At 72.3% G+C, this 23,670-nt stretch carries 20 protein-coding genes; 5 read left to right on the top strand and 15 right to left on the bottom strand.

Annotated elements, in window-relative coordinates; all coding sequences use genetic code 11:
- Positions 1-102 precede the first annotated feature (102 nt).
- The gene (locus ACFYM6_RS30060) at positions 103-549 is read right to left on the bottom strand and encodes an SRPBCC family protein (protein WP_387280834.1); all 447 of its coding nucleotides are present in this window, start codon (positions 547-549) and stop codon (positions 103-105) included.
- A gap of 144 nt (positions 550-693) precedes the next feature.
- On the opposite strand from ACFYM6_RS30060, the gene ACFYM6_RS30055 reads away from it, so the two are divergent.
- The 3 genes from ACFYM6_RS30055 (at position 694) to ACFYM6_RS30045 (ending at position 3,642) form a co-directional block, all read left to right on the top strand.
- Complete coding sequence (locus ACFYM6_RS30055; RefSeq protein WP_387280833.1) at positions 694-1,446, top strand: dienelactone hydrolase family protein; 753 nt, start codon at positions 694-696, stop codon at positions 1,444-1,446.
- Between the two features lie 65 nt (positions 1,447-1,511).
- On the top strand, positions 1,512-2,915 hold the full coding sequence (locus ACFYM6_RS30050; RefSeq protein ID WP_387280832.1) for an aromatic acid exporter family protein: 1,404 nt from the start codon (positions 1,512-1,514) through the stop codon (positions 2,913-2,915).
- A 13-nt stretch (positions 2,916-2,928) separates the two neighbouring features.
- Positions 2,929-3,642, top strand: coding sequence for an RraA family protein (locus ACFYM6_RS30045; RefSeq protein ID WP_387280831.1), 714 nt, complete (start codon positions 2,929-2,931; stop codon positions 3,640-3,642).
- A 50-nt stretch (positions 3,643-3,692) separates the two neighbouring features.
- Here the strand turns inward: ACFYM6_RS30045 and ACFYM6_RS30040 are convergent, their stop codons facing one another.
- From ACFYM6_RS30040 to ACFYM6_RS30010, 7 genes are all read right to left on the bottom strand, one after another.
- Positions 3,693-4,199: a hypothetical protein gene (locus ACFYM6_RS30040; protein ID WP_387280830.1), complete on the bottom strand. Its 507-nt coding sequence runs from the start codon at positions 4,197-4,199 to the stop codon at positions 3,693-3,695.
- A 341-nt stretch (positions 4,200-4,540) separates the two neighbouring features.
- Positions 4,541-6,409 (bottom strand): Xaa-Pro dipeptidyl-peptidase, encoded by a 1,869-nt coding sequence (locus tag ACFYM6_RS30035; RefSeq protein WP_387280829.1) that lies wholly within the window; start codon positions 6,407-6,409, stop codon positions 4,541-4,543.
- Positions 6,410-6,503: 94 nt separating this feature from the next.
- Entirely contained in the window at positions 6,504-7,496 is a 993-nt protein-coding gene (locus tag ACFYM6_RS30030) for a TIGR03842 family LLM class F420-dependent oxidoreductase (RefSeq protein WP_387280828.1), read from the bottom strand.
- Positions 7,497-7,508: 12 nt separating this feature from the next.
- Positions 7,509-8,912 (bottom strand): dihydropyrimidinase, encoded by a 1,404-nt coding sequence (hydA, locus tag ACFYM6_RS30025; RefSeq protein WP_387280827.1) that lies wholly within the window; start codon positions 8,910-8,912, stop codon positions 7,509-7,511.
- A gap of 156 nt (positions 8,913-9,068) precedes the next feature.
- On the bottom strand, positions 9,069-9,911 hold the full coding sequence (locus tag ACFYM6_RS30020; RefSeq protein WP_387280826.1) for a nitrilase-related carbon-nitrogen hydrolase: 843 nt from the start codon (positions 9,909-9,911) through the stop codon (positions 9,069-9,071).
- Positions 9,908-11,464 carry an NCS1 family nucleobase:cation symporter-1 gene (locus ACFYM6_RS30015; RefSeq protein ID WP_387280825.1) on the bottom strand — a complete coding sequence of 519 codons (1,557 nt, stop codon included), beginning with the start codon at positions 11,462-11,464 and terminating at the stop codon, positions 9,908-9,910. Before ACFYM6_RS30015 ends, ACFYM6_RS30020 begins: the two co-directional genes overlap by 4 nt.
- A gap of 243 nt (positions 11,465-11,707) precedes the next feature.
- Positions 11,708-13,312, bottom strand: a complete 1,605-nt coding sequence (locus tag ACFYM6_RS30010) for a PucR family transcriptional regulator (RefSeq protein WP_387280824.1) — start codon at positions 13,310-13,312, stop codon at positions 11,708-11,710.
- Between the two features lie 128 nt (positions 13,313-13,440).
- On the opposite strand from ACFYM6_RS30010, the gene ACFYM6_RS30005 reads away from it, so the two are divergent.
- On the top strand, positions 13,441-14,745 hold the full coding sequence (locus tag ACFYM6_RS30005) for an aspartate aminotransferase family protein (protein WP_387280823.1): 1,305 nt from the start codon (positions 13,441-13,443) through the stop codon (positions 14,743-14,745).
- Entirely contained in the window at positions 14,742-16,232 is a 1,491-nt protein-coding gene (locus ACFYM6_RS30000; protein WP_387280822.1) for a CoA-acylating methylmalonate-semialdehyde dehydrogenase, read from the top strand. Before ACFYM6_RS30005 ends, ACFYM6_RS30000 begins: the two co-directional genes overlap by 4 nt.
- A gap of 75 nt (positions 16,233-16,307) precedes the next feature.
- Here the strand turns inward: ACFYM6_RS30000 and ACFYM6_RS29995 are convergent, their stop codons facing one another.
- The 7 genes from ACFYM6_RS29995 to ACFYM6_RS29965 all read right to left on the bottom strand — a co-directional run bounded on the left by ACFYM6_RS29995 (position 16,308) and on the right by ACFYM6_RS29965 (position 23,647).
- Positions 16,308-17,117: a TIGR02452 family protein gene (locus ACFYM6_RS29995; protein ID WP_387280821.1), complete on the bottom strand. Its 810-nt coding sequence runs from the start codon at positions 17,115-17,117 to the stop codon at positions 16,308-16,310.
- 43 nt (positions 17,118-17,160) lie between these two features.
- Complete coding sequence (locus ACFYM6_RS29990; RefSeq protein WP_387280820.1) at positions 17,161-17,352, bottom strand: VOC family protein; 192 nt, start codon at positions 17,350-17,352, stop codon at positions 17,161-17,163.
- Positions 17,353-17,383: 31 nt separating this feature from the next.
- Positions 17,384-18,571, bottom strand: a complete 1,188-nt coding sequence (dinB, locus tag ACFYM6_RS29985; protein WP_387280819.1) for a DNA polymerase IV — start codon at positions 18,569-18,571, stop codon at positions 17,384-17,386.
- Positions 18,572-18,688: 117 nt separating this feature from the next.
- Complete coding sequence (locus tag ACFYM6_RS29980; protein WP_387280818.1) at positions 18,689-19,765, bottom strand: endonuclease/exonuclease/phosphatase family protein; 1,077 nt, start codon at positions 19,763-19,765, stop codon at positions 18,689-18,691.
- Positions 19,766-19,961: 196 nt separating this feature from the next.
- Entirely contained in the window at positions 19,962-20,879 is a 918-nt protein-coding gene (locus tag ACFYM6_RS29975) for an NADP-dependent oxidoreductase (protein ID WP_387280817.1), read from the bottom strand.
- A gap of 29 nt (positions 20,880-20,908) precedes the next feature.
- Positions 20,909-21,415, bottom strand: a complete 507-nt coding sequence (locus tag ACFYM6_RS29970) for a DUF2231 domain-containing protein (RefSeq protein WP_073838742.1) — start codon at positions 21,413-21,415, stop codon at positions 20,909-20,911.
- 81 nt (positions 21,416-21,496) lie between these two features.
- Entirely contained in the window at positions 21,497-23,647 is a 2,151-nt protein-coding gene (locus ACFYM6_RS29965; protein ID WP_387280816.1) for a glycogen debranching N-terminal domain-containing protein, read from the bottom strand.
- Positions 23,648-23,670: the final 23 nt, after the last annotated feature.

Below are 23,670 nucleotides of genomic sequence, written 5' to 3'. Positions count from 1 at the left end.
CAAAGGCACAAAGCCAGTCAGACGAAGAGTCACGCCCACTGCTGCCGACCATCAGCCCATCACCTGCAGACCGACCAAGCCAGCCTCACAGTCAGCCGAGGGTCACGTAGGGCCGGTTTCCAGGTGAGCCTTCAGCGTGGCCAGATCCTTCCGGTTCGCCCGGCGCATCGTGGCGGCCAGGACCGGAGCGGCGACCGACGCGAAGCCGCTGGGCTCGCCTCGATTGCGCAGGATCATCCGGGTGGCGCCGTCGCCGTGCGGCTCCCACCGGTAGGTGGTCTCCATCGGGAATGGCCCCTCGGCGGTCCGCATCACGAGCCGCTCGTCCGGGACCAGCTCGACGATCTCGTAAGTGTAGGCGAGCCGCCTACCGAGGAAGTGCGCCACGAAGGCGACCCGGGAACCGACCCGCAGGGGCGTCGGCGTCAACCATTCGACCGAGGTGATGTTCACGTACCACGCGGGCGCGTTCGAGGGATCGCCCGCGTACCGGGCCACCTCGGCGACCGGACGGCCGATCACCACCTCGGACACCACATCCACCGCCACGGGCACACCCTCCGCGTCCTGGCCACGCCGACTCCTCGTCGCATCCAGTCTGACCCGTCACCGGGCGCGCCGCGCCCACGACGGGCGGGCCCGCAACCTGGCGAGTAGCGTGCACGCCGAACGATCAACGCGAGGAGGCGCACCGTGCTGACGACGACCGTGGACGTGCCGACCGGCGACGGAGTGGCCGACGCGTATCTCGTCCGGCCCGACGGGGAGGGCCCATTCCCGGCCGTCCTGGTCTTCATGGACGCGTACGGGCTGCGCCCGCGGCTGGCGGAGATGGCCGAGACGATCGCCGCCCGCGGCCACGTCGTGCTGGTGCCGAATCTCTTCCACCGCTTCGGTCGCGCGCCGCTGGTCGACCTCTCCGGGCTCCGCGAGCCGTCCCAGCGCGGCGCGCTGTTCGAGGAGCTCGGCCCGATGATCCGCTCCCTGAGCCCGGACGTCGTCGCCCGGGACACCGCCGCCTACCTGGACTTCCTGGCCGCGCAGCCGGACGTCGCGCCCGGCCCGGTCGCCGTCACCGGCTACTGCATGGGCGGCCTGAGCGCGCTGCGGGCCATCGAGGCGCACCCGGACCGGATCGCCGCCGCGGCCGTCTTCCACGCCGGGCGGCTGGCCACCGACGCCCCGGACAGCCCGCACCTGGCCGTCGGCGCGGTCACCGGCGAGCTGTACTTCGGCCACGCCGACCAGGACCGGTCGATGCCGGCCGAGCAGATCGCCGTCCTGGAACAGGCCATGGACCGCGCCGGCGTCGCCTACCGCTCGCAGGTGTACCCGGGTGCCCGCCACGGCTACACCCAGTCCGACACCTCTGAGTACGACGAGCAGGCCACCGAGCGGCACTGGGCCGCCCTGTTCGACCTGCTCGACCGCACGTTCCGCCGCTGACCGGCGACCTGTACGCGGCGACCGGGTCAACCGTCACCAACAGGACGGTTCACGGTTCACCCGCGTTGCGTCGGGTAACCGCCGCCATGGCCGACAAGCGGCGTACCGCCGACACCGTCCGCTCGCCCCTGAACCGGGTGACGGGGCGGGGCGAACGAGCGGTGACCCGCGTCCGTAGCCAGGGCGGACAGGCCGGCCGGCTACGCCTGCGTCAGCTGGAGGTCACTGCCGTGATCTCCGTGCAGGCCGGGCTCGCCGCCGCGCTCGCCGCCCTGCTCGCCCAGTACCTCCTCGGCCCCGGCGCGCACGTCTTCGCCCCGGCCGCCGCGGTCGGCACGATCGCCACCGCCATCGGGCAGCGGGCCCGGCGGACCTTCGAGCTGCTGGTCGGGGTCGGACTCGGCATCCTCGTCGGCGACCTGTTGCGCTTTCTGCTCGGCTCCGGGTCCTGGCAGCTCGGGCTGGTCGTGGCGCTGGCGATCGCGACGGCGCTGCTGGTGGCCGGCCGGGGCGGCGCCCTGGTCGGCCAGGCCGGCGGTACGGCGGTCCTGATCTCCGCCCTGGCCCCGGTCCGGTCCGGCCTCGAGCTGCCCCGCATCTTCGACGCGCTCGTCGGCGGCCTGGTCGGCCTCGCGGTGGTCGTCCTGCTGCTGCCGGTCAATCCGATCCGGGTGCTGGACCGGGCCGCCGCGCCGATCTTCACCGTCCTCACCGAGCAGCTCGACGCGGTGGCGCACGCCCTGACCACCCGGGACGCCGACGCGGCGGTCCGCGCGCTGGAGCGGCTGCGCGGGCTGGACGCCGACGTCGGGCGGCTCAACGAGGCGCTCACCGGCGCCGGAGAGGTGGTCACGCTCGCGCCGGCCCGCTGGCACCGCCGCGCGCTGTACCACCGTTACGCCAATGGCGCGGCACATCTGGAACGGCTGATCCTCTACGCGCGGTCGGTGGCCCGCCGCTCCGCCACCGCCCTGCAATATGACGAGCCCATCCCGGCTGCACTCCCCGACGCCGTCTCCCGGCTCGCTGAGGCCGCACGGGCGCTGCGCCGAGCCGGCCGCTCCGGCGAGGACCTGGACCGCACTCACCAGCTGACCCGGGAGAGCGCCCAACTGGCCGGCCGGGCGTGGGCCCAGGGCGTCCGCTCGTACGGTGACGGCGTGATCACCGACCTCCGTACGGCGGCCAGTGAGCTGCTGCGCGCCACCGGATGCGAGCCGGACGACGCCAACCGGATGGTGCGGACCGCCGCCGGCGCGGGTGAGGCGGAGCTGCACCCACCGATCCGGGCGCGGATGCTCCGGCCCCGGCGGCACACCCCGCGCGCCCGGCGGCGCCTCCGGCTGGAGCGGCGGGCCCACGGACGACGGGGCCGTCGAACGAGCGCTCCAGCCCGAGGCGAACGGCGGGCCGGTGCGCCGGCAGGCCACGGACCGGAAACTGGCCCCTCCCATGACCGGCGAGCGTGATTAGCGTCGGGTCATGACCATGGACCCGGATGAATTGCGCGACCGCTTCGCGGCGCTGACCACGGCCCACGTCGCCGACGCCTGCCTGCGGGCTGCCGCGCCGGTCCGCTGCGCCCCATCCGGCGTCGGACCGGTGGTCGCCGGTGGGCGGGCCGCCGGGCGGGTGCTGCCGACCCGGCACGTCGGCAGCGTCGACATCTTCCTGGAAGCGATCGACCGGGCCACGCCCGGCGACGTGCTGGTGGTGGACAACGGCGGACGCACCGACGAGGCGTGCGTGGGCGACCTGGTGGTGCTGGAGGCGCAGGCCGGCGGGCTGGCCGGCCTGGTCGTCTGGGGCCTGCACCGCGACACCGTCGACATCCGGGCGGTGGGGCTGCCGGTGTTCAGCCTGGGCGCCACCCCCTCCGGGCCGCAACGGCTCGACCCGCGGCCGCCGGAGGCGTTGAGGTCGGCGCGGGTGGGGGAGTGGACCGTCGACCCCGACGACCTCGCGCTGGCCGACGAGGACGGGGTGCTCTTCATCTCGGCCACCCGGGCCCGGGAGTTGTTCGACCTCGCGGAGTCCATCCGGGACACCGAGCGGCGGCAGGCCGAGCGGATCCGTTCCGGCGAACCGCTGCGGGCGCAGGTGGGTTTCGGGGGCTACCTGGCCGCACGGGCCGAGAACTCGGCGCTGACCTTCCGGGACCACCTGCGTGCGGTCGGCGGCGCGATCGAGGAATGAGCTCGGCGGGGTCGCGGCCGGCGATCCCGCGGTCCGGGGCGTCGGACGCGTCACGCCGCCTGGGGCAGGTGCCGCAGCCGGCGGTTCCACCACCCGGGGCGGGTGTGGGCCTGCCGGCGCAACCGCCGGTGCTCCCAGTGCTGATAGGCGACGAGCACCGGCACGAGTCCGAGCATGACCGCCGGCACGCGCAGCCGGGCGGTGCGGTTCTCCCGGACCACGGCGAGCAGGCCCGCGACGGCCGAGGTGTAGAGGATCGGGTTGTAGAAGGACATCAGCTCCGGTCCCAGCCCCTCGCAGTCCTCCAACCACGGCAGGCCGGCTCTGGTGCGACGAGTTGGCCAACCGCGCAGATGAGCCGACACGGCGGCGAGCCCGAAGCCGTTCGCCGCGGCCAACAACGGGTCAGCGGACTCGTCGCGACCGGTCGCGGCCAGGACGCCGCCGGTGACGAGCGTCCAGAAACCCGCGGCGGCGTACGGCCCGATCAGCGAGGCGAGCGGCATGCCGACACCCGCTGCCAGCTCGAAGGCCACGTGTCCGGCCAGACTGACCACGGTCAGCCGGGTCAGGGGTCGGCGCCCGACGGGTCCGGCTCGGATGCGACGAGCGCGCCGCGCGTGGCCCCCGAACATCACCGGAGGCCGTCCGACGTGATGCACCGGAAATGCCCCACTACGCTCCGCCCCTCACGAGATTTGCCGCGCCGCTGCTGCCCGACGGCGAGGTCCGCCCGAGCGCGGCGGGTGTACCCCGTTTTCGGCCGGGCATTCGCCACGCTGCGATCAGCGGCCGGAGCCCCGGAGCGTCGGCCGGCAACCAGGACCGGCGGGACGTCGAGGACCGCGAGCCACCGCCGGCCCGGACGGCGCAGGAGCCGTCCGGGCCGGCGACGTACTCAGAAGCCGAGCGCCTCGCGGCCGCCGACGATCGGCAGGGTGAGGCGGCTGGAGCCGGGCTGGACGGTCAGCTGGGTGCCGCCGAGCGGCAGCAGGGTGTATTCCTGATCGCTGGAGAAGACGACGACCCCGATGCGGTGCCCCGCCGCGAAGACGTAGTCCTTCGGCTCCAGGGTCCAGCGGTAGTCGTACATCACGCCCTGCTGGACCGCGACCGTGTGCGACCAGCCGGTCCGGTTCTGCGGATCCATCCAGCCCCGCGTCACCACGACCGGCCGCGCGGTCGAGCCGGGCGCGCCGTAGTCGACCAGGTAGACCGACAGGTTCGCGTCGGCGCGGTTGTCGATGGACATCCGCAACCGCATCTCCGGCCGCCCGGACAGCCGCACGTCGCCGGTCAGCACCGGCGAACGGTAGAGCAGCCGGTTGGCGCTGGCCGTGTCAGGACCAGCCACCAGCGTGCTCGGGCTGATCGTGCGGCCCTCGTCCACGAACGACTGCTCGGTGCGCTGGTTCAACGCGCCGATGGTGAACAGGCTGCCGGGCTCGGACGCGCTGTCGGCGGCGAAGTGCAGCGCCACATCCCGGGCGCCCGGGTCCGGCCAGTTCGCGTACGTGGTGTAGGACCGGTTCTCGCGCTGCAGGACCGCCGTGGGCTCGTCCATGATGCCGTTCTGCACACCCCACAGCCAGTAGTCGAACCAGCGGTTCTCGGTCTGCTTGTAGGTCCACGCCTGGCCGCTCGGCAGGGTCACCGTCGCGGCGTTGCCCGGCCCGCCGTGGCCGCCCTGGTGCAGCCAGATCTTGCGCGGCACGCCGGCTTTGGCGAGCCGGTCCCACCAGCCGGCGAAGTTCTCCGTCTTCACGTTCCAGTCGTTGAGTCCGTGCACGACGAAGACGCTGGCGGTGACCTTCTTGGCGTCCGGCAGGTAGTCGCGGGCCCGCCAGAAGTCGCTGTAGTCCCCGGTAACCCGGTCCTGTTCCGCCGTCAGCTGGGCGATCTCGTCGACGCACCGGCCTTCGGCGCGCGCCCTGCCCGCCGTGTACTGCGCCAGAACGTCGAGGTCCTCGCCCTGGAAGGTGCCCGGTGCCACCACCAGCCCGTTGGCCCGGTAATAGTCGTACCAGTTGCTGATCGCCGAGACCGGGATGATGGTCTTGAGGTTCTCGACCCCGGTCGTGGCCACCATGTTGGGCAGCGTCCCGTTGTACGAGACGCCGGTCATGCCGACCGCTCCGGTGGTCCAGTCGGCGGTGACCGGTTCGCCGGCGGCGTTGTACGCCTTCGCCCGGCCGCCCAGCCAGTCGATGATGGCCTTCGTGCCCAGCGTTTCCGCCATGTCCCCACTGGTCGGACAGCCGTCGGAGTCCGCGGTGCCGATGCTCTGCCCGAGCACCACCGCGTACCCGCGGGGGACGTAGTAGTCGTCGAGGGATCCGGGCAGGTTGGCCTTGGCCCGCTGGATCCCGATCGCCTGTGACTGGCTGCGCAGCTGCGTGGTGAGCCCGGTCTGTGGCAGCTCGTCCACCAGCACGCTCGGGTACGGCACGTCGTTCCAGGTGCCCTTGCGGTACGGGCTGTGCTCGAAGACGACGGGGACCTTGAACCCCTCCGTGGCGGTCTCCCGAGGGCGGGAGATGTCGGCGACGACCCGGTCGAGCCGGCCGTCGTGGTCGGTGTCGAGCGGCGTCTCCACCCACACCCGTTCCTCGATGGCGTCGGCGAACGAGAACACCGGTTGGGTCATCCCGTCGCTGACGACGATGCCTGGTGACGGCGTGGCGGCGGCCGGTGCCGCGGGCACGGCCAGGACGGTTGTGGTGGCTAGAGCGGCGGTGAAGAGAATGCGATAGCGCGGTTGGCGCACGTATACCTCCCGTGGTGGGGGCTTCCCAAGAGGATCATGGTAGTTGCGCCACTGGCCACGGTCGATGGTCGCTCGGGCGCGAATGGCGCCCGGGTCAGACGTGGCTGATCACGTCCTTGCCGTACGCGGACAGGGTCTTCTCCTTGTCGTCGTGCATCAGGTAGAGGGCGAAGTTGTGCACCCCGATCTCCTTGAGTTCCTGCAGCCGGTCGACGTGAGCCGACTCGGGCCCGAGCAGGCAGAACCGGTCGACGATCTCGTCCGGCACGAAGTCGGTGGACGGATTGCCGGCCCGGCCGTGGTGCGCGTAGTCGTAGCCCTCGCGGCCCCGGATGTAGTCGGTCAGCGCCTTCGGCACTACCCCGGAGTCGCCGTAGCGGGCGACCAGGTCGGCCACGTGGTTGCCGACCATGCCGCCGAACCAGCGCAGATGGTCCCGCTGGTGGGCGAGGTTGGTGCCGACGTAGGCGGGCGCGGCCACGCACATGGTGATCGCGTCGGGGTCCCGGCCGGCGGCGGTGGCCGCGTCGCGTACCGAGCCGATCGTCCAGCGGGCGATGTCGGGGTCGGCGGTCTGCAGGATGAAACCGTCGGCCTGCTCGCCGACCAGCCGCAGCGCCTTCGGGCCGTACGCGGCCATCCAGACCTCCAGCCGGCCGTCGCGCACCCACGGGATGCGCACCGGCGTGCCGTGGTGTTCGGCCTCCCGGCCCTCGGCCAGTTCCTTGATCACGTGCATGGCCTGTTTCAGCGTGGCGAGGCTCGCCGGCGGCTGGCCGATGACCCGCCGGGCCGAGTCGCCGCGACCGATCCCGCAGACGGTGCGGTTGCCGAACATCTCGTTGAGGGTGGCGAACAGCGACGCGGTGACCGACCAGTCGCGGGTGCTCGGGTTGGTCACCATCGGCCCGACGATCAGGTGCTTGGTCGCGGCGAGGACCTGCGAGTAGATGACGAACGGCTCCTGCCACAGCACGCAGGAGTCGAACGTCCAGCCGTAACGGAAGCCGTTGTCCTCGGCGGCGGTGAGCCCGGCGACGACGTCGCGGGCGGGTGGGTCGGTCTGGAGTACAACACCGAAGTCCACGGCCACTCCTTGTCAAACCAGGTACTGGCAGAGATCGCGCTTGAGGAACGTGCCGTGTCCGGCGGCGCCGTGGAACGCGCCGTCGTCGACGACGACCCGACCGCGGGACAGCACGGTGGCGACCTTCCCGGTCAGCGCCATGCCCTCGTACGCGGAATAGTCCACGTTCATGTGGTGGCTGCTCGCGGAGATGGTCTGCCGGGCCGTCGGGTCGTACACCGTGATGTCCGCGTCCGCGCCGGGCGCGATGACGCCCTTGCGGGGGTAGAGGCCGAACATCCGGGCGGGTGTGGTGGAGCTGATCTCCACCCAGCGCGGCAGGGTGATCTCGCCGCGCACGACGCCCTGATAGAGCAGGTCCATCCGGTGCTCGACGCCCGGCATCCCGTTCGGGATCTTGGAGAAGTCTCCCCGGCCGAGTTCCTTCTGGTCCTTGAAGCAGAACGGGCAGTGGTCGGTGGACACCAGCGACAGGTCGTTGGTGCGTAGACCGCGCCACAACTCCGCCTGGTGTTCCTTGGGTCGCAGCGGGGGAGAGGCGACGTACTTCGCGCCCTCGAAGTCCGGCCTGGCCAGGTCGTCCAACGACAGGAACAGGTACTGCGGGCAGGTCTCGGCGAACACGTTCTGGCCGGTGTCCCGGGCGCGGGTGACCGCATCGAGGGCGTGCGCGGCAGACAGGTGCACGATGTACAGCGGCGCGCCGGTGACCCTCGCGAGGGTGATGGCCCGGTTGGTCGCCTCGCCCTCCAGCTCGGGTGGCCGGGTCAGCCCGTGCTGCACCGGGTCGGTCTGGCCACTCGCCAGTGCCTGCAGGACGAGCTGGTCGATGGCGATGCCGTTCTCCGCATGCATCATGATCATCGAGCCGGTGTCGCGGGCCTTCTGCATCGCCCTCAGGATCTCCCCGTCGGTGGCGTAGAAGACCCCGGGGTACGCCATGAACATCTTGAAGGTGTTGACGCCCGCGTCGATGCAGGCCTCCATCTCCTTCAGCGACGTGTCGTTCACGTCCGAGATGATCATGTGGAACGCGTAGTCGATCGCGCAGTTGCCGTCCGCCTTGCTGTGCCACTTGTCCAGCGCGGACAACAGCGACGTGCCTTTGGCCTGCACCGCGAAGTCAACGATGGTCGTCGTACCGCCCCAGGCGGCCGCGATCGTGCCGGTCTCGAACGTGTCCGTCGAGAACGTGCCGCCGAACGGCATCTCCATGTGGGTGTGCCCGTCGATGCCGCCCGGCACCACGTACTTCCCGGCGGCGTCGATCACCCGCTCGGCGCCGGCCGCCCACTGCTGCGCCAGACCCGAGTCGGGTGCGGCGAGCGCCGCGATCCGTTCGCCCTCCACCAGCACGTCCGCCGGGTACGCCCCGGTGGCGTTGACGACAGTCCCGTTGCGGATGACGATGCTCATGCCGGCGCCTCGCTTCGCTCGCCGCCGTCATGAGGCACATCCGCGCAGTGCTTGATGATTCGCTCGCTACGCTCGCTCATGCCGGCGCCTCGCTTCGCTCGCCGCCGTCATGAGGCACATCCGCGCAGTGCTTGATGATTCGCTCGCTACGCTCGCTCATGGCTTCACCAGCGATTCGTAGGTCTCGGGCCGGCGGTCGCGGTAGAACGCCCACAGGTCGCGCACCTCGGCCAGCCTGTCCATGTCCAGGTCGCGGACGACGACCTCCTCCTCGGTGTCCGACGCCGCCGCGCCGACCAGCTGCCCCCGGGGGTCCACGAAATAGGACTGGCCGTAGAAGTCGTTGTCGCCCAACGGCTCCACCCCGACCCGGTTGATCGTCCCGACGTAGTACTCGTTCGCGACCGCGGCGGCCGGCTGCTCCAGCCGCCACAGGTACTCCGACAGGCCGCGGCTGGTGGCGGAGGGGTTGAATACGATCTTCGCGCCGGCCAGCCCCAGGGCGCGCCAACCCTCCGGGAAGTGCCGCTCGTAGCAGATGTAGACGCCGATGCGACCCACAGCGGTGTCGAAGACCGGATAGCCCAGGTTCCCCGGCCGGAAGTAGAACTTCTCCCAGAACCCCTTCACCTGCGGAATGTGGTTCTTCCGGTGCTTGCCGAGGTAGGTGCCGTCGGCGTCGATCACCGCAGCGGTGTTGTAGTAGACCCCCGGCTGCTCCTGCTCGTACATCGGCACGATCAGGACCACCCCGTGCTGCTCGGCGACCTCGCGCATCAGCGCCGTCGTCGGCCCGTCCGGGATCGCCTCCGTGTACGAGTAGTAGTCGGCGTCCTGGACCTGGCAGAAGTACGGACCGTAGAACAACTCCTGCAGGCAGACCACCTGCGCGCCCTGCGACGCGGCGCGGCGGATCGCCTCGACCGCGTTCGCGATCATGGACTCCTTGTCACCGGTCCACTTCTGCTGCACCAGCCCGGCTCGGATGATGGTGCTCACCTGACCTCCCCCTTGGCGTGGCTGCCGCGCGGTGCCGACAGCGCCAGATAAACCACGAACGCGCCGACCAGGCCGGCGACCCAGCTGTAGTCGTAGAGCGGCTTGAGGAACGGGATGAGCCCGTCCTCCGGGAACGGGCCCTTGCCGGGCGCGGAGTAGGCGCCACCGACGGCGAGGACCGCGCCGACGACGGTGGCGACGACCGCCGTCCAACTCCAGCCGCCGGAGAACCAGTGTCGGCCCTCGGGGCGGTAGAGGGCGGGCAACTGCAGGCGGGTGCGGTTGCGGACCCAGTAGCCGGCGATGAGCACGCCGGCGACCGCGCCGAGCAGGCCCCCGTAGAACCCGAGCCAGACGAAGATGTAGATGTTCGGGTCCTGCACCAGCCGCCACGGCTGGATCAGGATGCCCAGCACCCCGGTGATCAGGCCTCCGGTCCGGAAGGTGACCAGCCGGGGTGCGGCGTTGGAGAAGTCGTACGCCGGACTGACCGTGTTGGCCGCCACGTTCACCGACAGCGTGGCCACCACCACCGTGAACAGGCCGAGCGCGACGACCAGCGGGTTGTCGAACTTCGCGGCCAGCTGGATGGGGTCCCAGATCGCCTCGCCGTAGACCACCGCCGTACCGGAGGTGATCACGATCGACAGGATGGCGAAGAACGACATCGTGGTGGGCAGCCCCAGGATCTGCCCGTACGCCTGCTGCCGCTGGCTGCCACCGAACCGGGTGAAGTCGGGGATGTTCAGCGAAAGGGTCGCCCAGAAGGCGATCATCGCCATCAACGACGGGGCGAACAGTTTCCAGAAGTCGGCGCCCCAGCCCAGCTTGGACGGCTGGGACAGGATCGGGCCGGGCCCGCCCGCCTCGACCAGCACCCAGATCAGCAGCGCGACGGCGACCACGATGACGAACGGCGCGGCCCAGTTCTCGAAGCGGCGCAGGGTGTCCATGCCGCGCCAGATGATCGCCATCTCGATCGCCCAGAACAGCAGGAACGACGCCCACAGCGTCCACGGGTGGTCCATCACCTCCGTCGCGTCGACCCACCAGGAGCCCAGCAGCTTGCCGGCGATCGCGTAGATCGCCTCACCGCCGATCCAGGTCTGGATGCCGAACCAGCCGCAGGCGATGAAGGCGCGCAGCAGGGCCGCGAGGTTGGCGCCCCGGACGCCGTAGAAAGCGCGGGCGAAGACCGGGAACGGGATGCCGTACTTCGTCCCCGCGTGGCTGTTCAACAGCATCGGGATCAGGACGAGCAGGTTGCCCAGGGTGATGGTGAGGAACGCCTGCACCCAGTTCATGCCGAGCTGGATGAGCCCGGCGGCGAGCAGATAGCTGGGGATGTTGTGCGCCATCCCGACCCACAGCGCTGTGAAGTTGTACGTGTTCCAGGTGCGCCGCTCGATGGGCACCGGGGCGAGTTCGAGGTTGAAGTACCGGCTGTCGGCGATGGTGGAGAAATCGCGCAGCTCCACTCGGCCATCCGGATGGGTGATCTGGGTGCCCGGCTCGACCGCGGTGGCTTCGTGGGGTAGGGGTTCAACGGCCATCGGTGTCACCTCCCTGTTGCGCTGCCGCAACAGCGCCGGGCAGCCGGCGCGCGTGCTGCGGATGGGGCGGAACAGCACGATCTTTATCTCGGAATGGTGAGTGTCACGGACCCGCCACGGGCAGTGGCAAAGTGTCCACGCTTGCCATGATCACGGCACACTGTGTCCACGGGCACGGCCGCAGCGATCATGTCAATCCGCGCGGCGGACGGATTCCGGCCGCCTACCGGATTCGGCGTCCCGTCATGCGTCGTCGAGTTCGTGCACCAGCAGCGCGACGTACAGCGACAGCATCGACTCCGGGTCCTCCAACGACACCCCGAGCACCTGCGCGATCCGCGCCAACTGCTGGTAGTACGCGGTCCGCGACACGTGTGCGGCAGCCGCCGCCGCGGACTTGTTGCCGCCCTGCTCGCAGAAGCAGCGCAGCAGCTCCAGCAGCCGGCTGTGGTGGTTGGCGTCCCGCGCCAGCAGCGGACCCAGCTCGCGGTCCGCGAAGGCCCGGACCCGATCGTCGTCGCGCAACAGGTGCAGCAGACCGCGCAGGCGCACGTTGTCCAGCCGGTGGTACAGCTGCGTGCCGGGGGCGCGCAGGGCCGCCCCCGCCACGTGAGCGGCCTCGCCCAGACTGCGGCGTACCTCGGCGACGTGCGACACGGTGGTGCCGACCGCCACCAGCACCGGACCGGCCGCCGAGCGGTGCACCTCCCGGGCCAACCGGCGCAGCACCGCGTCGACCCCGGCCTGCGCCGGCAACGACAACAGCGCGCGTACGGTCGTGTCGTCCACCACGCCCACCAGGGCGGGCACCGCCACCCGCCGCGCCGCCAGCGCGGTCGCCTCCGCGAGGTCCCGCAACACCTCCTGCGTGGCCAGCGCGGGGGCCCGGGGCGTCCCGGTGGCCGGCCGGATCGCCATCCCGACCAACTGCCGCCGCTCGACGCCGACCCCCAGCGCCGCCGCCCGGGCGGCCAGGTCCGGCGGCGGTACGGCCTGACCGAGCAGCTGCGCGAGCAGCATCCGGTGCGTCTGCCGCTCCAGACTTTCCCGGTCCCGCGCCACGAGCCGATGCACCGCCAACGCCGACGCGGCCCGCTCGGCGACCACCACGTGCCGGTGCGGTGGCGGGTCCGGTGAGAGCAGGACCAACCGCCCCCAGTCGGCGCCCTGCGCCCCGACCATGGTGGCCAACCAACCCGCGTCCTCGTCGTAGGCGGTCCGCTCGGGCGCGGCCACCGACCGGGACCGCTGCCCCCAGTCGGCCAGCAACTCCGTCGGGTCCCGGCCGGCCGCGTCGTACGCGAGCACCTCGTGCCCCAGCGTCTCCAGCACCACCGGCAGCCCGGAGATCCGGGCCACCTCGCGCAGCACCTCCGCCGGATCCGCACCGGCCACGGTGAGCGAGGTGAACGTCTCGTGCACCTGCTCGGCGGCCCGCAGCTCGGCGAGCTGCGCGTCGACGATCAGCGCCACCACCGCCTCGGTGACGGACACGAAAGGGGTCTCCTGCGCCAGCGTGATCAGGGGCAGGCGGTGCCGGTTGGCCGCCGCCACCAACGCCTCCGGCAGCTGGCCGCTCCACCGCCGGACCAGCTCGATGACCAGCCCCGCCGCGTGCACCGCGGCCAGGTCGTCCACGTACCTCGCCAGGGCCGCGGCCTCGTCGGGCAGCGCGATGCCGGTGGTGAGCACCAGCTCCCCGCCGCGCAGCAGGTGCGCGATGTCGGCCACCTCCGCCACATGGACCCAGCGCACCCGGCCCTGCATGCCGGCCGAACCGGCCACCACCTGCGGCTTCCCGCGCCGGATCACCGGCAGTGCGATGGCTTCTGCGACGGAGGGGTACATCGCGGCTCCCAGGGGAGGGACTGCACACAACGTAATGGTGCGGCGACCACAGCGGTACAGGTTGTGCGTAGCGGTTGCACAACGATTGCCGCCACACTCGCCGTGGGGACGAGTTACGGGAGGACGCGATGGCCCACCGCGAGCTGCTGGCCCGACACCGATCCGTGCTGCCGAACTGGCTGGCGTTGTACTACGAGCAGCCCATCGAGATCGCCGGTGCGCACGGCCGCCGGGTGACCGATCGTGAGGGGCGGACCTACCTGGACTTCTTCGCCGGCATCCTCACCAACGCCATCGGCTACGACATCGCCGAGATCAGCGACGCGATCCGGTCACAGGTCGACACCGGCGTGCTGCACTCGTCCACGCTTTACCTGATCCAGTCGCAGATCGAGCTGGCGGAGAAGATCGCGCAGCTGTCCGGCATCCCGGACGCGAAGGTGTTCTTCACCAACTCGGGCACCGAGGCGAACGAGACCGCACTCATGCTCGCCACCCAGCACCGCCGCAGCGAACAGGTGCTCGCCCTGCGCAACTCGTACCACGGCCGGGCCTTCGCCACCATCGCGATCACCGGCATCCGCGGCTGGTCGGCCAGCGCGCTCAGCCCGGTCAAGGTGAGCTGGGTGCACGGCGGCTACCGCTACCGCAGTCCGTTCCGGGACCTGTCCGACGCGGACTACATCAAGGCGTGCGTGGCCGACCTGCGCGAGGTCATCGAGACGACCACGGCCGGCGACGTCGCCTGCATGATCGTCGAGCCGATCCAGGGGGTCGGCGGCTTCGCCTCCCCGCCGGACGGACTGTTCGGGGAGTTCAAGAAGGTGCTCGACGAGTACGGCATCCTCCTCGTGTCCGACGAGGTGCAGACCGGCTGGGGCCGCACCGGCGAGCACTTCTGGGGCATCCAGGCGCACGGCGTCGTACCCGACGCGATCACCTTCGCCAAGGGCCTGGGCAACGGCCTCGCGATCGGCGGCGTGGTCGCCCGGGCCGACCTGATGGACTGCCTACGGGCCAACTCGATCTCCACCTTCGGCGGCAACCCGCTGGCCACCACCGGCGCGCTGGCGGCGCTGACCTACCTGCTGGAGCACGACCTGCAGGCCAACGCCGCACAGCTGGGCACCCGCCTGCTGGACGGCCTGCGCGCGGTCGCCGCGGCCCATCCCGTAGTCGGCGACGTGCGCGGCAAGGGCCTGATGATCGCGCTGGAGTTCGTCGGCCCCGACGGCGAGCCCCATCCGGCGGCCGCGACCGCGCTGCTGGAGGAGACCCGGGAACGCGGCCTGCTCGTCGGCAAGGGCGGCCTGTACGGCAACGTCATCCGCCTCGCGCCACCGATGACCCTGACCCGGGCCGAGGCGGAGGAGGCGCTGGAGATCCTCACCCAGTCGATCGAGGCGGTGGCCAAGGAGGTGCAGCCCCGATGAGGACCACCCACTGGATCGGCGGCAAGCCGTGGCACGGCGTCGCCGAGCGCACCGGAGACGTCTACGACCCCGCCACCGGCCAAGTCGCCGGACAGGTCGACTTCGCCACCGCCGCGGTCGTCGACGAGGCGGTCGCCACCGCCCGCGAGGCGTTCACCCGCTGGCGCACCGCCTCCCTCGCCCAGCGGACCACCGTGCTGTTCGCCTTCCGGGAACTGCTGAACACCCGCCGGGCCGACCTCGCCGCCATCATCACCGCCGAGCACGGCAAGGTCCTCTCCGACGCGGCCGGGGAGATCCAGCGCGGGTTGGAGAACGTCGAGTTCGCCTGCGGCATCCCGCAGCAGCTCAAGGGCGGATACAGCGAGAACGCCTCGACCCAGGTCGACGTGTACTCCCTACGACAGCCGCTCGGCGTGGTCGGTGTGATCTCCCCCTTCAACTTCCCGGCCATGGTGCCGTTGTGGTTCGTGCCGAACGCCATCGCGTGCGGCAACACCGTGGTGCTCAAACCGAGCGAGAAGGACCCGTCCGCGGCGAACTTCCTGGCCGAGCTGTTCGCGGAGGCCGGGCTGCCGGACGGGGTGTGCAACGTGGTGCACGGCGACAAGGAGGCGGTCGACCGGATCCTCGAGCATCCGCACGTCAAGGCCGTCTCGTTCGTCGGCTCCACCCCGATCGCCCGCTACGTCTACCAGAGCGGCACCCGGCACGGGAAGCGGGTGCAGGCGCTCGGCGGCGCGAAGAACCACATGGTCGTGCTGCCCGACGCCGACCTCGACCTCGCCGCCGACGCCGCCGTCTCGGCCGGCTTCGGCTCGGCCGGCGAACGCTGCATGGCCATCTCCGTCGTCGTCGCGGTCGACCCGGTCGGCGACGAGCTGGTCGCCAAGATCAGCGAGCGGATGGCCGCCCTGCACGTCGGCGACGGCCGCCGCCCCGGCTGCGAGATGGGACCGCTGGTCACCGGCGCCCACCGGGATCGGGTGACGGCGTACCTGGACGCCGGCCGGGCCGCGGGCGCGCAGCTCGTGGTCGACGGGCGGAACCACCCCGTCGACGGCGAGCAGGCCGGCTTCTGGCTCGGCCCGACCCTGTTCGACCACGTCGACACCGACATGTCCGTCTACACCGACGAGATCTTCGGGCCGGTGCTGTCGGTGCTGCGGGTGCCCAGCTACGACGCGGCCGTCGAGCTGGTCAACGCCAACCCGTGGGGCAACGGCACCGCCATCTTCACCAACGACGGCGGCGCGGCCCGCCGGTACCAGAACGAGATCGAGGTCGGCATGGTCGGGGTGAACGTCCCCATCCCGGTCCCGGTGTCCTACTACTCCTTCGGCGGCTGGAAGGACTCCCTGTTCGGCGACGCCCACGCGTACGGGCCGGAGGGGGTGAACTTCTTCGTCAGGTCCAAGGTGGTCACCAGTCGCTGGCCCGACCCCTCCCACGGCGGGGTCAACCTCGGCTTCCCGCAGAACCGCTGACCACCGGCCGACCCGGCGGCTGCCCGCCTGACCGGACCGCCCGCCGGGCGGTGGTTGGTGGGGTACTGACCTCCGTCACGACGCCCCGAAGCGGTCGGCGAACGCGGCCTCGACCGGCCCGCCGGCCCGGTCGAGCACCGCGAAGGTGACCTGGTCGAACCAGCCCGCCGCGTCGGCCAGGGCCAGCGCGAACGCCTCCGCCACCGTGGCCGGGTCGTTGCGGAACACGCCGCAGCCCCACGCGCCGAGCACCAACCGCCGGTGGCCGTGCGCCGCCGCGACGGCCAGCACCCGACGGGCCCGGGTACGCAGCGCCGGGGCGACCCGCTCAGCGTCGGCGGGCTGGTTGCGCAGCACCGCGCCGCGGTTGGGGGCGGCGGCGGTCAGGAACGACACCTCGTGGGCGGCGTCGAGCAGCCGACCCTTGTCGTCGCGGAACACCGGCACCCGCGGCGAGTGGATGACGCGGTCGCTGTAGAGCAGGTCCCGCTGCGCGCGGTGGAAGTCGTAGAACCCGGGGACCGCGGTCAGGCAGGGGAAGAGCGCCGAGGCCCGGGCGATGCTCTCCTCCTGCGCCTGCGCCCCGGTGCGGAACCCGCCGCCCGGGTTCTTCGCCGAGGCGAACACCAGCGCGGCGACGTCCCCGCCTCGGGCGAGGCGGCGGGCGGCCAGCAGCGTGCTCTCCCCGGTCACCTCCACCGCCGGGGCCGCGTCACCGGTGGGTGGGGTGGGCAGCGGGTCGTCGGGCAGGTGCAGGCGGGTGCCGGCGACGGCGGCGCGGACCGGGTCGGTGAGCTCGACGGGCTCGCCGTGCCCGTTGAGGTACCGGCCGGCGTCGAGGATGTCCAGGGTGTCGCGGGCGATGGCCCGCAGCCGCGTACTCATGATCGCCTGATTGTGCGGCAGCGGTCCGGGGCGCGACGACCGGTTATCGGGCCGGCAGGTGCTGGACGAGTTGGATCGGGTTGCCGTCCGGGTCGGCCGTCCAGGCGATCAGCAGCCGGTCGGGCCAGACGTGCGGGGCGGCCAGTGCGGGTGCGCCGTCGGCGGTGAGCGCCGCGTACGCGGCGGCCGTGTCGTCGGTCCAGAGGACGACCGCCGCGCGCTGTCCCGACGGCACCGGGTCGAGGCCGTGGTCGTCCCAACGCCGCTCAGTCGGGCAGGCGGGGCATCTCCAGGCCGGGATCCCGGCCGAGCAGCACGGCCCGGGTCAGCGCGGACGACCCGAACCGGTCCCGGACGGCGTCCACCGCCGCATCCAGCTCCGCGCCCGGGTCGCGGGTGAACGGCAGCGTCAGCTGCACGTGCCCGGTGTCGAGGTTGCCGACGGACACCCCGATCAGCGTCACACCCCGGGCGTCGATCTCCGGCAGCGCCGCCCGCAGCAACGCGCGGGCGGCCTCGAGCAGTGGCCGGGTCTGGGCGGTCGCCTTGTCGATGGTGTGCGAGCGGGTCGCCCGGGTGTAGTCGGCGAAGCGCAGCCGTAGGGTGACCGTACGGCCGGTGCGCCGCGCCGCGCGCATCCGCCCGGTCACCCGGTCGACCAGCCCGGCCAGCACGGCGTCGAGCTCGGCGGGGGAGCGCGGCTCCCGGCCCAGTGCGTGCTGGGCGCCCATCGACGACCGGCGCCGCCCGACCTGGACCCGGCGGGGGTCGCGGTTGTGGGCGAGGGCGTGCAGGTGGCGGCCGGCACCGCCGCCGAGCAGCGACACCAGGGTCGGCTCGTCCAGCCGGGCCACCTGCCCCACGGTACGGATGCCCCGGTCGCGCAGCTTCGTCGCGGTCACCGGGCCGACGCCCCACAGCCGCTCCACCGGCAGCGGATGCAGGAAGGCCAGCTCCCGCCCGGGCTCGACGACCAGCAGCCCGTCCGGCTTGGCCACCCCGCTGGCCACCTTGGCGAGGAACTTCGTCCGGGCCACGCCGACGGTGATCGGCAGGCCGACCTGCTCGCGTACCTCGCGGCGCAGCCGGGCCGCGATGTCGGCCGGCGGGCCGACCAGCCGGCGCAGGCCGCCCACGTCGAGGAACGCCTCGTCGATGGAGAGCCCCTCCACCAGTGGCGTGGTCTGCCGGAAGATCTCGAACACCGCCCGGCTCGCCGCCGTGTACGCGGCCATCCGCGGCCGCACCACGATCGCCTCCGGGCACAGCCGTAGCGCCTGCCGCCCGCCCATCGCGCTGCGTACGCCCCGGGCCTTGGCCTCGTAGCTGGCCGCCAGCACCACGCCGCCGCCGACGATCACCGGCCGGCCGCGCAGCCGGGGATCGTCGCGCTGCTCGACCGACGCGTAGAAGGCGTCCAGGTCGGCATGCAGGATGGTGGCCTCGCCCGACACGAACACATGTTCGCACAGGTGTTCGACAATGCTCCGCTGACCTGCCGAAAACAGGTCAACTCAGCGCCGGCCCGGGCACTGCGGCGGCGCCCGGGTTGGCTCAGCGGTGGGGACCGGTCACGGCAGCGCGAGCACCGCGGCGTGCCCCAGATGGTCCGACGCCCACCGGCCGTCCGGGGTCTGCCGCTCGGTGCCGAAGACCTCGCTGCGCACCGGCACGACCGCGCCCTTGACCAGAACCATGTCGATCCGGTGCTCGACGTCGCCGGCCGGCTGGTTCAGGTCGTCGCCCAGTCCCGAGGTGTACCCGGGGTCTCCGGGGTGCAGGACCGGCCAGGTGTCGATCATGCCGCCGCCCACCAGCGTGAAGTACGCGAGCCGGTTGTTCGGATCGGGCAGTTCCGGCCCGGTGTTGAGATCCCCGACGAGGATCAGCCGGCCGGTGGTGCGCAGCGGTCCCTGCAGCAGCTCCTGCGCCTGCAGCACCCGGACGCCCGGGTGGAACGCCTCCAGGTGGGTGTTGACGAACCGGTAGGTCCGGCTGCCCTGCGCCACGTCCACCGCCGTCCAGCCGCGGGTGCTGGTGGCGCTGCCACCGACCGGCGGGAGCGGGGTCACCAGATTGTGCACGAAGTTCCCCGACGACGTCCCGGTCACCTTCACCCGGCCGCCGTGCCGCACCAGGATCACGTCGCGCATGGTGAGCCGGGCGTCCACGTTGTGCGGCGCCCCCGCCGGGGCCTCCAGGTCCGCCTCGTTCTGCACCACCGCCACGTCGTACGGGTGGCCGGAGCCGGCCAGGTCGGACATCAGCAGGGCCAGGTAGTCGTACCGGAGCGTGGTGGCCGGCGCGGGATCGCCGAGCGGCCCGGTGCGCCACAGCGCCACCTCCTGCAGGCCGACCAGGTCGGGCTTGCGCTCGCGGATCTCCGCGGCGACCAGCCGCGCCCGGGCGGGGAAGTCCATCCGGTCGACGTGGCTGAGCAGGGCCGCGTTGGCGGCCAGGAACGCCGGCAGGGTCGGCGCGGTCATCGATCCAGTGAGGTCGCCGCCGAGATAGAGGTTGCGGGTCAGCACCGTCACCTTAGGGCCGGCCTCCGCCTGCGCCGGCGCCGGGAGAAGCCCCAGGCTGGCGGCCACGACGGCGGCGGCGGTGACCAGCCGGGTCAGTCGGAAACGTGTTCTGCCGTCCATGCCCCGGTCCTCTCTCCAGCGGATGATCCGCGTCGGGTAACCAGGGCGTACGGTAGCGCCGCGGCGACCATCGTGGACACCGCCGTTCGGGCGGTTCCACCAGCTCCGAGAGCAGTGTCAGACGGGCAGGGATACGTGCGACAGACCGGCGGCCGCCCCGGTCCAGGGCGGCCGCCGGTCGTTGGTCGTGCGGCGGTCAGGAGACGGTGATCGCGAGCTTGCCCAGCGCGCCCGCGAAGTCGCCGAGCGCTTTGGGCACCTCGGCCAGGTCGTAGCGTCGGGTGACCGGGACGTGCAGCCGACCGGCCGCGAGGTCGCCGGCGAGCCGGTCGAGCGTCTCGGGGCTCGGGCTGCCCATGATCGACGTGGCGGCCGGATGCTGGTCGGGGCCGAAGCCGATGGTCGAGGCGAGGCGCCCCTCGAAGGCGAGCAGCCCGGCGAGTTCCATGCCGTCACCGGCCAGGTGCACCACCGCGGACACCCCGTCGGGAGCTACCGCGCGGACCTGGGCGCTCAGGTCGCCGGTGTAGTCCACCACCTCGGCGGCGCCCAGCTGCCGGACGAAGTCCGTGGCGGCGCCGGGGCGGGCGGTGGCGATGACCCGCGCGCCGGCCGCGGTGGCGTACTGGACGGCGAGCGCGCCGACGCCGCCGGTCGCGCCGGCGACCAGGACGGTGTCTCCCTGACCGGGTGCGACGGTGTTCACCACGTCGACCGCGGTGGCGCCGGCCAGCCCGAGCGCCCCCGCGGTCGACGGGTCGAGACCTGCGGGAAGGCGGGTGATGCCGAACTGTTCGCCGACCGCCACGTGCTCGGCCCACGAGCCGTCGCCCAGGTAGGACCGCATCACCACGCCGAACACCGGGTCGCCGACGCGGAAGCGGGTCGCCCCGTCGCCGAGCGCCGCGACCTCGCCGGCGAAGTCCTTGCCGAGCACGACGGGGTACCGGTACTCGAGCCCGCCCTTCATCATCCCGGCCGCCGCCTTCTTGTCGAAGCCGTTGACCGAGGACGCCCGGACCCGCACGAGCACCTCACCGGGGCCGGGGCTGGGCTGGGGCAGGTCGCGGAGGGCGGGTTCCCCTCCCTCCGCGACCAGCGTGATCGCCCGCATGCGCGTACCCCTCTCGTCGCCGCGGTCCGTCAGGCGCCCCGCGTGTGGGGCCGGCCAGCGGCGCCGCGCGACAGCGAACTCGGCGCGTTCACCCCCGCCTGGTCGCTGACGCCGACGCCGAGCCGCTCGACCAGCTCACCGCCGAGCCAGCCGGTGAAGCCGGCCAGCACGATGCCGACGAAGCTGCAGCCCAGAGCCGCTGCAGGGGGTTCCCAGTTTGTTGCCGACAGCCGCAGGAACCAGCTCGCCGCGAACAGCAGCAGCACCACCACGTTGCCGAGGCCGTGGACCGCGCCGACCCGCTTCGCGCGGGTGCCGGCGGGGATGGACAGCCAGTCGACCAGGCCGAACACCCCGGCGATCAGGCCGCCGATGACACCCGCGGCGATCGTGTACGCCGCGGAGATCTGGAAACCCGCCCGGTCGGTGATCAGGTAAAGGATGTCGAAGATCACCGAAGTGGCGAGCAGGCCCAGCGGGAACACGATCAGGATGGGGTGGATCCCGTGCCCCATCGCCTTGGCGCGACTCTCCATGCCAACCCTCCTGTCTGTTCAGGTGAGGGCGCTTTCCCCGCCACCGCCGGACTACACGTGCCGGCCCACCCGGTCGACCGCTCAGGCCCGCCGCCCACGGCGGGAGACCGCCTGCCGCGGGGGACGCCGGATCACCGCCAGCCGGTCCCCGCGCGCGCTGATCGAGGTTCGCCCGCCGCGCCGGCGGCGCACAGTCAGGTCGACGGTGGCGCCCCCCACCTGTACGCCCTCCAGCCGCAGGTCCGGCAGCCATTCGGGCAGGTGCGGGTCCACGATGATCGCCCGCAGGGGCGCGACCGGGCGCAGCGCCAGCAGCGCCTGCACCAGCGCCACGATCGCGCTGGCCGACCACGCCTGCGGAGCGCAGGAGTTCGGATACACGCCGGGGTGCGGATGGTTGGCGTCTCGGGGCAGGCCGCTGAGCGCCTCGGGCAGGCGGTGCTCCTCGAACAGCGCCGCCGCGGCGAACATCCCCTCGGCCAACCGGTGCAGGTGCTCCCAGCACCCGTACCGGGCCAGCCCGAGCCCGATGGTGCCGGCCTCCACCGGCCAGACACTGCCCCGGTGGTAGCTGAACGGGTTGTACGCCGGATGCTCCGCCGACAGCGTCCGGACCCCCCAACCGCTGAACATGTCGGGCGCGAACAGCCGGTCGACCACCCGGGTGGCGGCCCGGGCCGGGACGATGCCGGTGGTGAGCAGGTGCCCGTCGTTGGAGTTGGTCGACCGCACCGGCCGCCGGTCCGGCCCGAGCGCCATCGCGTAGCAGCCCCGGTCCGGCAGCCAGTACGCGTCGTGGAAGCGCCGCCGTAGGGCACGGGCCCGGGCCAGCAGCGCGGCGCCCCGGGCCGGGTGGCCGGTCACGGTGAACACCACGGCGGCGTGCCGCAGCGCGGCGTACCAGTAGCCCTGCAGTTCGCTGGTCGCGATCGGGTTGGGCACCACCTGCCCGTCCTCGTCGACGATGGCGGTGTCCGAGTCCTTCCACCCCTGGTTCTTCAGACCGCGCCGGGAGCGGTGGTGGTACTCGAGGAAGCCGTCGCCGTCGGGATCCCCGTACCGTTCGATCCAGTTCAGGGCCTGCCGGGCGGTCGGCAGCAGGTCCCGCACCGTGTCCAGGTCGCCGGTCCAGGCCAGGTACTGCCCGAGGAAGACCAGGAAGTCCGGGGCGGTGGACCAGTCGCCGTAGTAGGCGGTGTACGGGTCCAGGCCGAGCACCGAGACCGGGCCCCGGCGGGCCTCGTGCAGCGGCTTGCCCGGTTCCTCGTCCCGCCAGTCGTCGAATCGCTGCCCGAGGTGCTGGGCGTTGAGCCGCAGGCTGTCGGCCAGCATGGTCGGCCCGGCCAGCAGCGCCTGCCAGGAGGCGGTCATCGTGTCCCGGCCGAAGATCTCCTGGTACATGGGCAGCCCGGCCATCGGCGCGGTCGGCCCGGCCGGTTCGCCGAGCGGCAGCACGGCCAGTTCCTCCACCGCGTTGCGCCAAGCCGCCGTGACGTCGAAGTTGCTGCTGGTCAACCCGGCGAATTCGCTGACCAGCAGGCCTCGGGCCCGGGCGGCCGTGTCGGTGGCACCGGTGAAGCTGGCCGGGGGCGCGGGCAGGCGCGCGCCGTCGAAGATCGGCTCCACGATCAGGTCCACCCGGGCGGCACCGCGCGGCGACACCTCGACCTCGACCGCGAACGCGCCGTCGGCGTACCGGACGGGGGTGTCGGCGCGCACCGCGACGGCGACCGCACGGTCGATGTCGTCGCGCAGATAGGTCAGGCGGAGCTCCTGCGCCGCGGCGTCCCAGTCCGCACCGACATCGCCCGTCTGCAGCCGGCGGCCCGTCTCGGCCTCGACGCTGTCGGCGAAGTCCGCCTCGACCCGGATCGCCAGCGCCAGCCGCAGCGGCTGCTGGGCGTAGCTGACCACGGTCAGCCTGGTCCGCAGTCCCGCGCCGACGAACCGTTCGGTCAGCAGGTAGGCCGCCCGGGACGGCAGCTCTTCCCCGTCACCCAGCGCGGCGTACGACAGCTGGGAGCTGCCCAGCACGTTCGCCGCGCTGAACGGGATCGGCTCCCGACCGTCGACCGTGACCTGCTCGACGCTGAGCACCCGGGTGTTGCGGGCGAAGAATCCCTGCGGGTCGGTTCCGGTGACCCGGCAACGCACGTCGGTGACCAGCGTGCTCCACCCACTCGCCACGTAGAGCAGGTCGGGCCGGACGCGGAGGTTGCGCACCCTGGTCATCGGGCACGCCTGTACCCGGTCCG

Origin of the sequence: Micromonospora sp. NPDC006431, assembly GCF_042870725.1 — a bacterium.
In the GTDB taxonomy this organism is placed as follows: domain Bacteria; phylum Actinomycetota; class Actinomycetes; order Mycobacteriales; family Micromonosporaceae; genus Micromonospora.
The sequence above is the reverse complement of the archived record's forward strand: the minus strand, read 5'-3'. Positions and strand labels throughout refer to the sequence as shown.

Coding starts and splice junctions, on each gene's coding strand:
- ACFYM6_RS29975 (WP_387280817.1), bottom strand. CDS start 20,879: ATGCGGGCGATCACGCTGGTCGCGGAGGGAGGGGAACCCGCCCTCCGC.
- ACFYM6_RS29995 (WP_387280821.1), bottom strand. CDS start 17,117: ATGAGTACGCGGCTGCGGGCCATCGCCCGCGACACCCTGGACATCCTC.
- ACFYM6_RS29965 (WP_387280816.1), bottom strand. CDS start 23,647: ATGACCAGGGTGCGCAACCTCCGCGTCCGGCCCGACCTGCTCTACGTG.
- ACFYM6_RS29970 (WP_073838742.1), bottom strand. CDS start 21,415: ATGGAGAGTCGCGCCAAGGCGATGGGGCACGGGATCCACCCCATCCTG.
- ACFYM6_RS30005 (WP_387280823.1), top strand. CDS start 13,441: ATGGCCCACCGCGAGCTGCTGGCCCGACACCGATCCGTGCTGCCGAAC.
- ACFYM6_RS30000 (WP_387280822.1), top strand. CDS start 14,742: ATGAGGACCACCCACTGGATCGGCGGCAAGCCGTGGCACGGCGTCGCC.
- hydA (WP_387280827.1), bottom strand. CDS start 8,912: ATGAGCATCGTCATCCGCAACGGGACTGTCGTCAACGCCACCGGGGCG.
- ACFYM6_RS29980 (WP_387280818.1), bottom strand. CDS start 19,765: ATGGACGGCAGAACACGTTTCCGACTGACCCGGCTGGTCACCGCCGCC.
- ACFYM6_RS30045 (WP_387280831.1), top strand. CDS start 2,929: ATGACCATGGACCCGGATGAATTGCGCGACCGCTTCGCGGCGCTGACC.
- ACFYM6_RS30010 (WP_387280824.1), bottom strand. CDS start 13,312: ATGTACCCCTCCGTCGCAGAAGCCATCGCACTGCCGGTGATCCGGCGC.
- ACFYM6_RS30015 (WP_387280825.1), bottom strand. CDS start 11,464: ATGGCCGTTGAACCCCTACCCCACGAAGCCACCGCGGTCGAGCCGGGC.